Annotated in this window: 11 protein-coding genes; 10 read left to right on the top strand and 1 reads right to left on the bottom strand. The window is 56.9% G+C overall.

Annotated elements, in window-relative coordinates; all coding sequences use genetic code 11:
- Nucleotides 1-4 precede the first annotated feature (4 nt).
- The 10 genes from M5R41_02800 (at nt 5) to M5R41_02755 (ending at nt 13429) form a co-directional block, all read left to right on the top strand.
- Entirely contained in the window at nt 5-1261 is a 1257-nt protein-coding gene (locus M5R41_02800; GenBank protein MCZ7555319.1) for a hypothetical protein, read from the top strand.
- A 104-nt stretch (nt 1262-1365) separates the two neighbouring features.
- The gene (locus tag M5R41_02795) at nt 1366-3105 is read left to right on the top strand and encodes an ATP-binding protein (GenBank protein MCZ7555318.1); all 1740 of its coding nucleotides are present in this window, start codon (nt 1366-1368) and stop codon (nt 3103-3105) included.
- A 102-nt stretch (nt 3106-3207) separates the two neighbouring features.
- The gene (locus tag M5R41_02790) at nt 3208-4584 is read left to right on the top strand and encodes an MATE family efflux transporter (protein ID MCZ7555317.1); all 1377 of its coding nucleotides are present in this window, start codon (nt 3208-3210) and stop codon (nt 4582-4584) included.
- A 261-nt stretch (nt 4585-4845) separates the two neighbouring features.
- Nucleotides 4846-7311 carry a DNA gyrase subunit A gene (gyrA, locus tag M5R41_02785; protein ID MCZ7555316.1) on the top strand — a complete coding sequence of 822 codons (2466 nt, stop codon included), beginning with the start codon at nt 4846-4848 and terminating at the stop codon, nt 7309-7311.
- Between the two features lie 270 nt (nt 7312-7581).
- The gene (locus tag M5R41_02780) at nt 7582-8100 is read left to right on the top strand and encodes a hypothetical protein (GenBank protein ID MCZ7555315.1); all 519 of its coding nucleotides are present in this window, start codon (nt 7582-7584) and stop codon (nt 8098-8100) included.
- Nucleotides 8101-8159: 59 nt separating this feature from the next.
- Entirely contained in the window at nt 8160-8570 is a 411-nt protein-coding gene (locus tag M5R41_02775) for a hypothetical protein (GenBank protein MCZ7555314.1), read from the top strand.
- Nucleotides 8571-8622: 52 nt separating this feature from the next.
- The gene (locus M5R41_02770; GenBank protein MCZ7555313.1) at nt 8623-9573 is read left to right on the top strand and encodes a hypothetical protein; all 951 of its coding nucleotides are present in this window, start codon (nt 8623-8625) and stop codon (nt 9571-9573) included.
- A 418-nt stretch (nt 9574-9991) separates the two neighbouring features.
- Nucleotides 9992-10396, top strand: a complete 405-nt coding sequence (gene mce / locus M5R41_02765; GenBank protein MCZ7555312.1) for a methylmalonyl-CoA epimerase — start codon at nt 9992-9994, stop codon at nt 10394-10396.
- Between the two features lie 85 nt (nt 10397-10481).
- On the top strand, nt 10482-12398 hold the full coding sequence (uvrC, locus tag M5R41_02760) for an excinuclease ABC subunit UvrC (protein ID MCZ7555311.1): 1917 nt from the start codon (nt 10482-10484) through the stop codon (nt 12396-12398).
- Nucleotides 12399-12409: 11 nt separating this feature from the next.
- Nucleotides 12410-13429, top strand: a complete 1020-nt coding sequence (locus tag M5R41_02755; GenBank protein ID MCZ7555310.1) for a tetratricopeptide repeat protein — start codon at nt 12410-12412, stop codon at nt 13427-13429.
- A 66-nt stretch (nt 13430-13495) separates the two neighbouring features.
- Here M5R41_02755 and M5R41_02750 read toward each other — a convergent pair whose 3' ends face one another.
- Nucleotides 13496-15376, bottom strand: coding sequence for a hypothetical protein (locus M5R41_02750; protein MCZ7555309.1), 1881 nt, complete (start codon nt 15374-15376; stop codon nt 13496-13498).
- Nucleotides 15377-15608 lie beyond the last annotated feature (232 nt).

The following is a 15608-nucleotide window of genomic DNA, read 5'->3' as shown; positions in this document are numbered from 1 at the left end:
ACAGATGAAGCAGCGACACACCATACCCTCCCGTGCCAACAGCATCCGCGTGTACGCGTTGCTGCTACTCCTGTTTCCTGTCGCAATCACCGCACAGGACGTCGGAGACATGCAGACCTTCGGTTCCATGCAGGCAATTTTTTTCAATCAGAATTCACAACTGGAACGCTCGGTGGTGGGCATACCGGCGACAGCCTCGCTCGGTGAGTCACGAAATTCCTTTGCGCTGCAGCAGCTGGATTTCTTTTTTACCAAACAGTTTGACGACGCTTTTTCCGCTTTCGTGGATATCGAATTTCAGCTCAATTATTCCAGCGAGAAGAGGTGGGGATCGCTGAGTATTCAGGAAGCGTGGATGAACTATTCTCTGCGGGACGAGGTCAATCTGAAGCTCGGGCTGTTGTTCCCCGCATTTAATCATTTCAATGAAATCAAGAACCGTCTTGCGCTTCAGCCGTACATTTTCCGCCCTCTCGTGTATGAACGGCTCCTTTCGACGCGTTTCATGACCGAGGACTACATTCCGGAACACGCCTACGTGCAGGTGTACGGCAGCATCCCATGGGGGCCCGTCTTCGCCGACTATGCCGTCTACGCCGGCAACAGCGAAAGTTCCTACATCACCCGGTACGATGCCCTGCACGACATCGAAACGGAGAAAAATCCGCAGTTCGAATTTTTGAGCGGCGTGGATCCCAACAGCTTCGCATTGAAACTGTTCGGGGGACGCATCGGCGTACGGTCGCGGGACGAACAGATCAAGTTTGGCGCTTCGCTCACCCACGACGCGAACAATATGCTCCGGCGCTATGCTTCGCACGAGAGTTCCATTTCGCTGGAAACGCTCTCCCTCCTCCCCGACGACGCAAAACGCTGGCGCCTCGGAGGCGATCTGTCTGTGCACGTTTCGCGATTGACACTCGAAACAGAGCTGATCAACGTCGCTTACGATCTCGACGAGGCGGGTGAACGCGATTTGAAGATGGAGCAATGGTTCCTGTACTGGGTTCTCGGGTACGACCTCACCGACGCGATCTATCCGTACGTCTCGATGCAGTGGGGGGACTATCGCTTCGGTGTGGATGCGGATTACTCATTGCCACTGCCGGGACTTTCCTGGCGCCTGCGCAGGGCCGTCACCGTCAAGGGCCAGGTCGTGCTCTACGACGAGCGTGAACACGGCGTTGCCGCGGAGAACATGGAATTTCATCAGGATCTTCGCATCATTTTTATCCTCTTCGGCGTCAGCGTGCTCCTTTGACGCCGTCCCTGCGCAAACCCTGGCCGGGCGAACCGCCCTCGACGGAATGGACACCGCCACGAACTGCTATTCACGGATCATCGACACGGTAGCACGCCACAGCCATGAAACACAAAACAAAAAAGCGCTTCGAGGTACGGTATAAAATTCAGTTGCCGGTGATTCTCTTCATCGCGCTGCTCTCACTGTTCATGGCAGTGTATTTCCCCTCCGAGCTGAAGGAAGCGATGCGGAATTCTCATCGCAAGGAAGTACAATCTCTCGCCAAGGGTGTTGCACGCTCGATGAAGATCGCGCTCGACAACGAGGATTGGGCCGCGATCCCGCAAGCCGACGAGTTTGATGTCTCCGCCATCGCGCTCATCGCCGAGGATGGCAGTACGTTTTCCGCCTCCCCCCCGGATTTTGTGTACAAACCCGGCGCCGACAATGACGAAGCCGTCATTTTTGCCGAGCAACGGATCACGACGGATGTTTTCACCGGTTCCGTCGTCGTGGGAAGCAGTGCCTCCTTCATCAATCAACAGATCGCCGAACTGCGGGCGACGATAATCAGCGTTGCGGTGATCACCCTGTTTCTCGGAATCTTATTCGCGGTGTGGCAGGCGGGCCTTATCGTGCGTCCGCTCTCGCTGCTCCGTCTCGCCGCAATCAAGGTCGGCCATGGCGACCTCGATGCGCGTGTGGACCGCACCACGAACGATGAAATCGGTGATCTCGCTGTGGAATTCGGTAAAATGCTGGGCAGTGTGCGCAACGCACAGCAGATTGTACAGGAAGCGAACTCGGAGCTGCAAACCAAGAATCGCCTGCTCGAAGCCGAGCGCAGGCAGCTTGCACGGACTCTCGAACATCTCAAGGCTACGCAGGCGCAGCTCATCCAATCAGAAAAAATGGCCGCGCTCGGTCAGCTCATCGCGGGTATCGCGCATGAAATTAACACCCCGCTGGGTGCCATCCGTGCGTCGATTTCCAATATTGAGCGGGCGCTGGAGCACACGCTCCTGCATTTGCCTGTCGTACTGCGCAGCCTCGGCAGCGCCGAACAAGACTTGTTTTTCGCTCTTGTCCAGGAAGCCCTGAGCAGGAACGAACATCTCTCCGCGCGTGAAGAGCGCGAACGCAAACGCGACCTCCTCGCGCAGATGGAACTGGAAGGTATCCCGGATGCGGACGACGTCGCGGGGTATTTCGCCGATATGGGGTTGTTCGAAAATCTGGGACGGTACTCCGCTCTCCTCCATCTCGACAACACGATAGATGTTTTGCGCGTCGCCGCGCGATTGGTGCTGCAGCAACGCAACAGCCGGAATATCGAAACCGCGGTGGACCGGGCTTCCAAAATTGTGTTCGCGTTGAAAAGTTATTCCCACCGCGATCCGGGCGGCGCAGCAACCATCGCCAGTATCACCGACGGTATCGAAACCGTGCTCACCCTGTATCACAACCAGCTGAAGCATGGCATCGAGGTGCAGAGGCGTTTCTCGCCGGTGCCGCCCATTTTATGCTTCCCGGACGAACTCAATCAAGTGTGGACCAATCTTATCCACAACGCCATCCATGCCATGGATAATCATGGGACGCTCGAAGTGGAGACCGAGCTCCTCGGTGAGGATATCGTCGTCCGGATCACTGATTCAGGCCGTGGGATTGCCGACGACATTCGGGAAAAAATATTCGAGCCGTTCTTTACCACGAAAACCGCCGGCGAAGGCTCCGGACTCGGACTGGATATCGTGCGCCGCATCATCGAGAAACACGACGGAACCGTGTCGGTGGAGAGCGTACCGGGAAGAACCGCGTTTACCATCACCTTGCCCGTTCGCAGACCGGATGCTGCATAAGCGCATTCCCTCTCGCCCCGACAATCACGTGGTGATCCCGCACTATCCCGTGCACAAACAGGCGGAACGGTTGCTGTGTCACCAAGCCGAACGACGTGAATAATGTCCATCTCCTGGCGCATACATATTCGCGAATCCCTGCACCTGGCAGTACCGGTCGCCATCGGGCAACTGGGTCATATCATGCTTGGCGTTGTGGACAGTCTGATGGTGGGCTCTTTGGGCGCCGTACCGCTGGCGGGCGCATCGCTGGGACACAGCGTCTTCGTGCTGTTGCTGGTTTTCGCTGCCGGTGTCGCCTCGGCAATTACCCCGCTGACAGCGATAGCGGATGGCGAAGGCAACGCGGAGGAAGCAGGCCGGGTACTTCGTCAGGGAGTGCAGCAAAACGTGCTGTTCGGGATCAGTATGGTCGGGGTGGCCTGGGCGATGGCCGGGTATCTGCATATGCTGGGTCAACCGCAGGATGTGGTGCGGGAAGCGACACCCTACCTTCGAATGATGGGATTGACCTTCGTCCCCATGCTGCTGTTCATGTCTGTGCGGAATTTCATCGAAGGACTCTCTTTCACCCGGCCCGCGATGTACATTGTGCTCGCCGCAAATCTGGTCAATGTCGGCGGGAACTGGGTTTTCATTCACGGCAAGCTGGGAATGCCGGCGATGGGATTGACGGGTGCGGGATTATCGAGTTTTCTTGTCGAGCTGTTTGCGGCGGTCGCGATCCTGATCTACCTTTTTCGTTCCCGGCGCTTCACCGCGCATCTCGTCTTCGCACGTACCGCCAGATTCAGCGCCGACCTGCAGCGGCGCATTCTTCGGCTCGGCCTGCCCAGCGGGCTGCAATGGCTGTTTGAAGCCGGCTCGTTTTCCTTTTCCGCCCTGATGATGGGTTGGATCGGTACCACAGCCCTGGCCGCACATCAGATTGCCATCAACCTCGCCGCTATAAGCTATATGGCGATTCTCGGTATTTCCAATGCGGCGACTATTCGTGTTGGAAATGCTTTCGGTCGTAAGGATGCAGCGAACCTCCGCAGGGCAGGATACACAGCGTACCTCATGGCCTGGACTGTCATGTCGCTCGCGGCGATCAGTTTTGTTTTCATGCGCCAGCAGCTCCCCGCGCTGTATGTGAGCGATGAGGCCGTGGTAACACTTGCGGCCTCTCTGCTTGTGATCGCGGCCTTGTTCCAGCTTTCGGACGGCACGCAGGCCGTCGGCTTGGGCATACTCCGCGGGATGACCGACGTCAATGTGCCGCTCGGCATCGCCATCGTCGCGTACTGGTTGATCGGTGTCCCTGCGAGCTATCTGTTGGCCTTCGAAGCGGGACTCGGGCCCGAAGGAGTGTGGCTGGGTTTTGTCGCCGGATTGAGCGTGGCGGGAGCAAGCTTCATTGTTCGCTTCCGCAGACAATGTGAGCGTCTCGCCCACAGGTGGAGTGCCGCTGCGGACGGCCATCAGCCCCTTCCGTGAGGAGGCGGCTTGCGCGACCCCGTCGTTGAGCCGTCTTCTCGCTACGCTGCTGCGGAGAAAAAGCGAGAGCCGGTTTCCTCGCGCGCCAGGAGGATCGAGAACCCCGGATTGCCGTAGGTTATGGTTTCACCGGATTCGGTTCCGGGTGCGAAGGCGCCCCCTTTCGTGCGATGAACCGTACGGAAATATTTCCGATTCCGGCAAATTTTCCGTAAATTTTAATGATATTTTATTCCGCGAAAACACTTACCGTACCATTGCATGTCCACCCCTACCGATAAAATCGTCCGCGTCAACATCGAGGACGAACTCAAGAATTCCTACATCGATTATTCCATGTCCGTCATCGTCTCGCGTGCCCTCCCGGACGTGCGCGACGGTCTCAAACCGGTACACCGGCGCATTCTGTTCGGAATGAACGAGCTGGGCCTCGCTCCCAACCGCGCGTACAAGAAATCGGCGCGTATTGTGGGCGAGGTGCTGGGCAAGTATCATCCGCACGGGGATTCCGCGGTGTACGATGCCATGGTGCGCATGGTGCAGGACTTTTCGCTCCGCTATCCGTTGGTTCAGGGTCAGGGGAACTACGGTTCCGTGGACGGCGACAGCGCAGCGGCCATGCGCTATACCGAGGCACGCATGGCTCCCATTGCTGCGGAGTTGCTGCGCGACCTGGAAAAGGATACCGTCGATTTCACTTCGAACTTCGACGAGTCCCTGCAGGAACCGAAAGTGCTTCCCGCGCTGCTTCCCAACCTGCTCGTCAACGGTGCCGGCGGTATCGCGGTGGGTATGGCAACGAACATTCCTCCGCATAATCTCGGAGAGGTGATAGACGGCCTGCTCGCCATGATAGACAATCCGCAGATTTCGCCCGAGGACATCATGAAACACGTCCTCGCACCCGACTTCCCCACCGGCGGCATCATCTTCGGCTATCAGGGAGTGCAGGACGCCTACCTCACCGGCCGCGGCAAAATTATCGTCCGCGGACGCGCGAATATCGAAACGCTTAAAAACGGACGGGAAAATATCATCGTCAGCGAACTTCCCTATCAGGTCAACAAAGCGAATTTGATAGAGAAAATCGTTGAACTGGTCAAGGCGGGAAAGATCGACGGCATCTCGAACATCCGCGACGAGAGCGATCGTGACGGTATGCGCATGGTCATAGAAATCAAGCGCGACGGCAATCCCGAGGTGGTGCTGAACAATCTCTACAAGCACACACAAATGCAGGTCACCTTCGGCGCCATCATGCTCGCGCTGGTTGACGGACGTCCGAAAGTCTTGTCCCTCCGGGAGATGATGCGTCATTTTCTTGATTTCCGTCACGATGTCGTCGTGCGCCGAACCAAATTCGAGTTGGCGGAAGCGGAAAAACGCGCACACATTCTCGAAGGGTACATCATCGCGCTCGACAACATCGACGAAGTCATCGAGACGATCAAGAAATCCAAAGACACCGAAACCGCCCGCACAAACCTCATGAAGCGCTTCAAGCTCAGCGAGATTCAGGCGAAAGCCATTCTCGATATGCGCCTGCAGCGCCTGACCGGTCTCGAGCGGAAAAAAATCGAAGACGAGTACAAAGAAACCATCAAATTGATCACCCGTCTGCGCGGCATTCTGGAAAACGAAACATTGCGCTGGCAGGTCATCGGTGATGAACTCCGGGTGTTGAAGGACCGCTTCAGCGACGACCGCCGCACCGAAATCATCTATGATTACGCGGACTTCCGTCTGGAAGACATGATCGCTGAAGAAGACGTGGTCATCACCATCAGCCATCAGGGCTTCATCAAGCGCACGCCCGTCAGCACCTACCGCAGGCAAGGCCGCGGCGGCAAGGGCGTGGCCGGGTCCGCCTCACGCGAGGACGATTTCGTCGAGCACATGTTTATCGCCTCGACGCATCATTACATCCTCTTCTTCACCGACAAGGGCCGCTGCTACTGGCTCAAGGTGTTTGAAGTGCCCGAAGGCGGACGCGTGGCGCGTGGCAGAGCCATAATAAACTGCATCAACAAGCAGAAGGACGAAACCATCGCGGCCTTCGTCACCGTCAAGGAGTTCACCGACGACCAGTACATCATGATGGTGACCCAGCAGGGCACGGTGAAGAAGACCGTCCTCAGCGCCTATGGCAATCCGCGATCCACCGGCATCATCGCTATCTCCCTCGATGCGGGCGACAATCTCATCGAAGCGAAAATCACCGACGGGAACAACGATATGCTCATCGCCACCCGTCTCGGACAGGCCATTCGTTTTTCCGAAACGGATGTGCGCGACATGGGCCGTGGTGCGACGGGTGTGCGCGGGATCAGTCTCGCCGACGACGATCGCGTCATCGGTATGATACTCTGCCGCCCCACCAGCAATGTTCTCGTCGTGAGCGAACACGGCTACGGCAAGCGCAGTGAAGTGTCGGAGTACCGGCATACACGGCGCGGCGGGAAAGGTGTGATCACAATGAATGTGACACCGAAAACAGGCCCCGTGATCGGACTCAAGGAAGTCTCCGATCTGGACGATCTGGTCATCATCACTGTCAAGGGTCAGGTGATACGCCAGCATATGCGCAGCATACGCGTCATGGGCCGGAATACCCAAGGGGTGCGTCTCATCAATCTCCGCGAAGGAGATTCCATCGCGGACATCGCGCGCGTGACTGCGGATCAGGACATCAGCAACGATGCCGATGCTGTTGATCCCGCGCCATAGACCGCAATCCTCCACCCCCTCCCGAGGCGTTCGAGGATTGCATGAGCACAGGCCCTTTATCGTTCGCGAAAGAAAGACGCAGCGTCCTTTCGCTTCGAGAACATTACGAGCTTTTAGTAACGAACTATTGACTTTTAATCAGTTCATGACTAGGTTCCCTGTATTCATGAATTGCTCAATTTCAGCGAGTCCATCGCAACGAGAAACATACTGCTCTTTCACCAGCCGACGCTCCCCGTCCGGGATCACGGTATGCAGCATGAGGTGTACATGAAAAGGATTACCGCATTTATCGCTCTGTTTGTCGTATCACTGCTGCTGTTGCCGCGGCTGTCGCTCGCGCAGGCGCGCGAAGGGACGGTCGAAGCGTCGTGGAATCGCGCAGAGAAGAGCGGACAGTATCACACGCCACCCGCAAGCACACCGCGTTCGATCGACTCCTATCGGCAGCAGGAGAAGCATACAGCCACCGCATGGGAGAAACAGCGTTCCAAGGCTACGCATCCGTGGCCGAATCTCCCGGCCAATCCGACAGCACACGACTACCATAGTGTCAACACCGCGGTTATTGATTCGCTCAGTCATCTGTACTGCCTGTCTCCCGGATATATCACCACACTGCGTGGCCGCAACGACGACGCCATGAAGGCCATTCCGGGATCAGGTGAAAGAGATTTCAGTTATACCGAAGGAAACCGCACAGCCGCGAAGGAAGCAAGCCGTCCGTCGCTGCAAGCATTGTACAAAGAACTGCTGCAGCTGCTCGACCGCTGCCTAGCAGGCCGGTGAGCAAGAAACCGGTGACCACCCTCAGACCGAACGAGACCAACACTTCAAGGAGTCTGCACATGAAACGCACTGCTATCGCATCACTGCTCGTCCTGCTGAGTCTTCCCGTGCTCTTCGGATGTCAGCCGATCGTCAGCGAAGACAACGACAATTGGATCACCTACGAAGTCCGTCAAAGTCTGGACTACAACGACGCCTGGATGGTGGTGGTCGATGGTCTGCTGACACGGGGCTATCAATTCGAGACACTTGCGAAAGACGACGGCTATATGAAATCCGAGTGGCTGCACGAGACCGTCGAATCGCAGGGCGTGGAGGTGCGCACACGTATCTCTGTCAAATTCACCTACGGAAGAAAAACCGTACGCATCAAAGTGGATGAGGATTACATCATTGGGTACAAGGAACCCGGTATTGACATTCCGCGCGTTGCAGATCTGAAAGTAGAACTGCGCGACAGATTGCTCTGATCGAGCCGGCCCACATTTCAGGCATGCACCTCATCAACATCCGGAGGCCCGTATGACATCTCGAATGAATATCCCGCTGGATTTCCTCAAAGTAGCGCTCATCGTTGCACTGCTGCAGGTTTCCGGCTCCGGAGGAGATCGCTGCTCGGCGCAGAACACTCCCGTGATGGACATTGCACGACAGTCGCTCATGCAGATTCCCGATGGTATGACCAGTCTGAACATGGCCATCTACGGTGTCTCGCTCGGCATGCAGTGGGGTGAAGCACGCAACATCCTTGACAGAGCGAACGTCCCGTACATCTTCCAGAAGGGCACCTCTCCCGTCGTCTACATTCCGCCGCAGAATTCCACGTACTATCTCATATTGAATCCCAGCTCGTATGCGGTTATCGAGATGGGCATTATCGGCACCTCCGATCTCCCGCTGGACAATCAATACCTGTTCGACGGACACCGCTGGCGGTTGACGACTGCGCGAACGCAGTTCTTCGGCAACGAGGGCGAGTATGTGATCAACGAGGAAGGCGAACTGTACAACTTCCCCTTCCACGGCTTCGTGCTCAAATATCTCTCGCCGGAAAATTTCCGCTTTGTGATGGTCGCGCCGACGAATAACCCGCTCACCAATTATGGTGAACAATTGCGTCGTGGTGCCTCTCCTCCCCCGCCGGCAGTTCAGGCGCCTCCGCCCCCGCCGCCGCCGGTCTCCGTAGGCAATCCGATGCTGGAAGCCTGGTTACAGAAATTCCAGATCGCGCGGAATAATTTTGAAGAACGCCGCTACAGCACGGCGCTCAGTCTCTTCCAGGAAATAAGCGAGCAGGCCCCCGATGCACTGTTGCAGGTGCGTGGCGTATACTGGATGGGCGAAACCTATTTCGGGCTCAAGCGCTACCGCGACGCGCGGGAACAGTTCGAACGCGTACTCAGTCTCACCGACATCGAATCGCTTCGCGCCCCCGCAATGCGCATGATTCAGCGCTGCAACAAATTCCTCTAGAGCATTGCCGCCACTGTGTATTGAACCGGACCGCATGGTCCGGTTTTTTTTTATTTCTGTGTGTGACGGACGCGTGCGCTTCTGAGCGGAAGCTGAGAGCGAGAGCGGAGCGCATGGTCGTGCTATCCGAATGTATGAGCACAGCGCACTGTCACCGCTTCCAGGCTCCTTTTCGCATCGCGCCATCTCCCACGGACATGCTCTCTGCTCTCCGCTCTCTGCTCTCTGCTCTCTGCTCTCTGCTCTCTGCTCTCTGCTCTCTGCTCTCTGCTCTCTGCTCTCTGCTCTCTGCTCTCCGCTCTCTGCTCTCTGCTCTCCGCTCTCTAGTGTCTGCTCTCCGCTTTTTCCTCGTTCACGATTTCGGTACTTTTCATGGTCGCAGCAGCGACACCATTTGTCACAAGAATACGGTTCAACCATGATCAAACGCATCGCGCATATCGGCATAGCGGTCAAAGAAATCGCCGACGCGCAGAAGACCTTCGAGACCTTACTGGGAATGACTCCTTCGCACATCGAGCGCGTCGAAGCGCAGAAAGTGGATGTCAGCAGCTTCCACGTGGACGACACGAATATCGAACTTACGGCGGGCATCGCCGAGGATTCTCCCATCACGAAATTCATCGAAAAGCGTGGTGAGGGTATCCATCACATGGCGTTCGAGGTGGATGATATTCACGCGGAATTGCGCCGCCTGAAGGAGGCCGGTGTGAAACTCATTGACGAAGAACCGCGCATGGGAGCGGATAATTTTCTCGTCGCGTTCATTCATCCCAAATCCGCCGGCGGTGTGCTGGTGGAGATCTGTCAACCCGCATCCTGATTCGGCGATCCGTACGGCGCCGCGAGTTCCGCGAATCGCGGCGCCGTTTCGCTCCGCGCTGAACCACCCGCCAAGGCCCTGGTAGATGGAAGCTCAAGAACAATCCGACATTCTGAAACGAAAACTCGACACCCTGCCCGGTTCACCAGGAGTGTATCAATTCCGGAATGCGGAAGGAACCATTATCTATGTCGGGAAAGCGAAGAATCTCCGAACCCGTGTACGATCCTATTTTCAGGAGCGAGGCGGCTACGATCTCAAGCGTGAGGTGCTCGTATCCAAGATCGCCGATCTGGAACTCATCGTCACCGACTCCGAAGTCGAAGCGCTGCTGCTCGAAAACAACCTGATCAAGGAGCACACGCCGCGGTATAACATCCGCCTCAAAGACGACAAGAGTTATCCGTACATCGTCGTGACGAACGAGCCCTATCCGCGCGTTTTTCCGACGCGCCGCATCATACGCGACGGCTCCCGCTACTACGGTCCCTACACCGATGTGCGGTCCATGCATCTGATGCTCCGTACCATTCGAGGCATTTTTCCCATACGCAGTTGCGATTATGCGCTCGATGCCGAAGTGATCGCGCGGCGCAAGGTCACCGTTTGTCTGGATTACCATATTAAAAAATGTCAGGGACCCTGTGAAGATTTTGTGTCGCAGGCGGAGTATCGTGCGATGATCGCACAGGTCGAACAGCTCCTGAAGGGCAAAACGCGTACCTTGCGACACATTCTCGAAGAGGAGATGCACGCCTGCGCCGCGCGCCTGGAATTCGAGAAGGCGGCGGACCTCCGCAACCGTGTGCAGGCGCTGCAAATCTGGCAGGACAAGCAGAAAGTTGCCGCAGCGGATTTCAAGGACAGAGACATCGTAGCGCTTGCGCGCAGAGACAGCGATGCGGTGGGAGTGGTGTTCCGTGTCCGCGACGGAAACATCGTCGGGAAACAGCATTTCACCCTTACCGGCGCAGAGGTCGAAGAGGAAGAAGACATACTCGAGCACCTGCTGCATCGCTACTACACCGCAACGCAGGACATTCCACCGGAGATCGTTCTGCCACTCCCGTTGGATTCCGAAGCAGCCCTGCGCAGCTGGCTTGAAGATCGGGCACAGATGCGTGTTTCCTTCACGGTGCCGAAGGCCGGCGATAAGCTGAAACTCCTCGGCATGTGCACTGCAAATGCGACCTTCCTGCTCGATGAAATTCTCCTGCAGAAGATGAAGTCCTCGAACACCCTGCCAAAAACGCTGGAGGCGCTGCAGCGCGACCTGCGCCTCCCCGCACCGCCGCGCCGCATCGAGTGTTTTGATATCTCGCATTTTCAGGGCGACGAGACCGTTGCGTCCATGGTGTGTTTTTTGGACGGGAAAGCGCGCAAAAGCGAGTACAGAAAATTCAGCATCAGGACAGTGGAGGGCGTGGACGACTTCGCGAGCATGCGCGAGGTGGTGCGGCGCCGGTATGAGCGCTCGTTGAGTGAAGACACCCCCCTTCCGGACCTGATCGTCATCGATGGCGGCAAAGGACAGCTCTCCTCCGCTGTCGAGGTGCTGACTGAGCTCGGGCTGGAACACGTCCCCGTCATCGGTCTCGCAAAGCGCCTGGAGGAAGTGTTCGTACCCGGCGAAAGTCTTCCTATGAATATCGCGAAAACCTCGCCTGGTCTTCACCTTCTGCAGCGCGTCCGTGATGAAGCCCATCGCTTTGCCATCACCTACCATCGAAGCAAGCGGGACAAATCCACACTGCAAACGGAGCTGGAGCAGATCGACGGCGTGGGGCCTAAACGTGCCACCGCGCTGCTTACTGCCTTCGGGTCCGTACGAAGCGTTCAGGAGGCATCGCCGGAGCAACTTGCGGAACATGTGGGCTGGGCGGCGGCGAAACGTATTCGCGTGTACTTCGACGGGGCGGATGCCGATACGACCATCAACGGCGATGATCCCGGTGAGGACACCTCCCCCGCTTCCGATCAATCTGAAAAGGACTCTGAATGACAAATCTGGGCATGCGACACCTCACAGTGTTCTTCCTCGTTTTCGCCTCGGCTACAGCACAACGCATACCGGATACCGCTCTCCACGATCTGATCGTCGAGGGTATTGATCGTTCCGGAAAACAGGAATACCGGGCCGCTATGGCAAAATTCGACGAAGCGGTCCGCAAGTTTCCTCAGCATCCGGCCGGCGTCATGAACAAGGCCATTCTGATGCAGGTGATGTCGCTCGATTTCGAAACGCCCGTCCGCGGCAAGGAGTACCTCGCCCTGCTGGAAAAGACGGAAAAACTCGCAGACGACATGACGCATGCCTCCGCCACCGAAGCCGAGGGCCTGTACTATCTGGGCATGGCTCGCAGCTACATCGCCTATTACAATTTCCGTGATGGCGAGAATTGGCTTGCCGGACTCTCCCACGGCCTGCGCGCTACAGGGTATTTCGAAAAATGTCTCGCGAAACATCCGGAGGCCTTCGATGCGCTGACAGGTCTCGGGACATACAAATACTGGAAGAGCCGGAACATGCGCTTCCTCACCTGGACGCCTCTGTTGGACGACGAACGTGCAGAGGGTATAGCGGCCTTGCGTCAGGCCGAGCGCCGCGCCGAGTACACAGCCGCTCAGGCGACCAATTCACTCATCTGGATATTTATCGAAGAGGAGCGCTGGGACGATGCGATTCATGCGGCCCAAAATATTCTCAAGCGCTACCCGAACAACCGCCTCTTTCTCTGGGGGTTGGCTTCAGCCGCCGAAGGAAAGGAAAACTGGTCTCTCGCACGTGAAGCATACCGGCGTATCTTGCGCTCCATTGACGGAGAGGTCAGCGAGCGACGCTACATCGAAATTCAGGCACGCGCCAAAATTGCGTTGATGAGCGCGAAGCTTAACGATACGGCCACCGCGCGAAAGGAAGCCTCATGGGTGCTGGCACGCAAAGGCCTGACACTCAAGCCCTTTACAAACGATGGCGCCGAGCGTATTACCCGGCGCATCGAAGAAGTAGAGGAAATGTTGTCGGACTTGTGAAGCGAGAAACGCACTGTTGCCAGGGTGGAATGACGTCCTGACAGAGCGGTTCGCCCGATCCGCGGTCTATTTCACAAGAAGCATTTTGCCGCTGCTCACGGTTGAGCCGATGGTCAGGTGATAGAAATACACTCCACCCGGCAATGCGGCGGCGTCGAACGGAACGGATACACGCTCTCCGCGAAGGACCGGCGAGGCAAAGGGTTGCGCGACAGTTTCACCGAGACTGTTGACCACGGTAATAATGGCTTCACCATCCTCCATGCTCACAAAACTGATGGTGGTCGTCGGATTGAACGGATTGGGATAATTCGACAGTTCGAACACCGGTGCGTCACCGCTGATTTCGACAACGGGACCATAGCTCTCGCCGCCGTCGCGGTCAATTTGCCGCAGTCTGTAATACAGCGTTTTCCCGGGCGCGGACGCATCGGTGAAGCGGTATTCCGAACGCGTGAAGCTGCTGCCCTTGCCTTCCACAAAGCCAATGCTCGTGTATCCCTTATCACGGGCGAATGAACGCTCGACGTCGAAGCCGTAGTTGTTGAGCTCTGTTGCGGTCGCCCAGCGCAGCTCCACGCCATGGGACTTACGCCTTCCACTGAACGACACCAGTTCAACCGGGAGCGGCGCATTCACATCGGCGAGGGTATAGCGCTGATTGAGACTCATTGTCCCGTCGTACACATAGGTCACGATATTCGCGGAGTTGTTCACATTACTTGTGGAGAGTTTCAGGAACTGATCCTCTCCCGCGCTCCCGTAGGTACCATAGCAGAGCAACAAGGTGTTTTCATCGTTTCCGTTCAGCTCGGTGTCTTTGTACTGTAAGCCGAGCGTGTACGTCCCGGAAGCCGGTGTAAGGTTCGAGCCGATGCGACGAATGTCATAGCAACGGCTGATGGCCTGCTGATCCGGTGCCATTTTCATGAACGTGAAGCTGTAGTCTTCGTCGCCGGAGAGAGTCGGGATCATCAGGGTGGCGTATTGACCATTGAAGGTGTACTTCCCCGCCGTCTGGAGGGTACGGTACACAGTACCGACGACTTCGCCGTTTCCGAGCATGCTGGTCAGCGGAGCGGAGTTCAGGAAGGTGAGCGTTTTGCCGGGCATGTTCACATCTTTTGCGAAGTTGGCTGTATGAGCGACGGAAAAATCCGATGTCGCGTTGCACACACCGTTCGCATTCGTAACGGCCAGCGTATGGAAGGAGAGGTTTCCGGTGAAATTCACGGTTTCCGAATTCAGCGCCACGGTGGTTCCTGCGCCGACAGTGAGCGTACCGCCGAGCGTACAGTACGAGCCGGTCGCCGCGGTCGAGTGCACCAGCCCGGACGTCAGCGTCACGCTGCCGCCTGTGATGGAGATTTCCGGACCACTCACCGTCACCGCACCGGTGAAGGTGTTCGTGCCCGCACCGCTGGAACTGCCGAACAATCCACCGCCGACATTGGTATTGCCGCTCACATCGAGTTCATTGTCGATGAGGAGGTCGCCACCCGTAGCGCAATAGCCGCCGACGGTGGTGGGCGCGGCAATGCGCATATCCGCCGCGCACTGCAGATTGCCGACGACGGTGACCGCACTGTTGGCAAGGTCGACGTAGGCGTAGGTTCCGGAAGCGTTGAGCGAGGCCAATGTCAACGTACCGCCCGTGGCATACAGGGCGGCGTTGGTGCCGCTCATGGCGAGCGGTCCCGTGAACGCAATATGGCCGGAAAACGCGTTGCTGCCGAGGGTGAGAATGGTGTTTGTATTGGTCACGTTCACCGTGCCGAACGTAATCGGCGCATTGCCCAGGGAGCCGTCACCGATTGTCACAGAACTGCCGCTGAAAGTGACCGTACTGCCGCTGAAATCCAACGCGCTGGTCGCGGCGATGGTGGTACCGGTAAAATTGTAATTCCCGCTTCCGAACTGATGATTCGTCGTGGCGCTGCTGTCCATCAGATTCGATCCAAAATTCACAGTCGAATTGTTGGTGTTAACAAAGCGGGCGTTGTCTTTGATTAAAAACTTGTCGGATACGGAGAGCACAGAAGACACGGATTTGTTTCCGCTCCCAGAAAGTCTCAAGCCATGGTAACTTAGTGCCGGTTCAATCGTCTGATTTCCCGCCCTCACATAGCGAACCTCACTTCCGTTCAGGAGCGTGATTGGTTGTGAAAGCAGATAGTTT

Source organism: Bacteroidia bacterium (genome assembly GCA_027493955.1).
Lineage (GTDB): Bacteria > Bacteroidota > Ignavibacteria > SZUA-365 > SZUA-365 > JAOSJT01.
The sequence above is the reverse complement of the archived record's forward strand: the minus strand, read 5'-3'. Positions and strand labels throughout refer to the sequence as shown.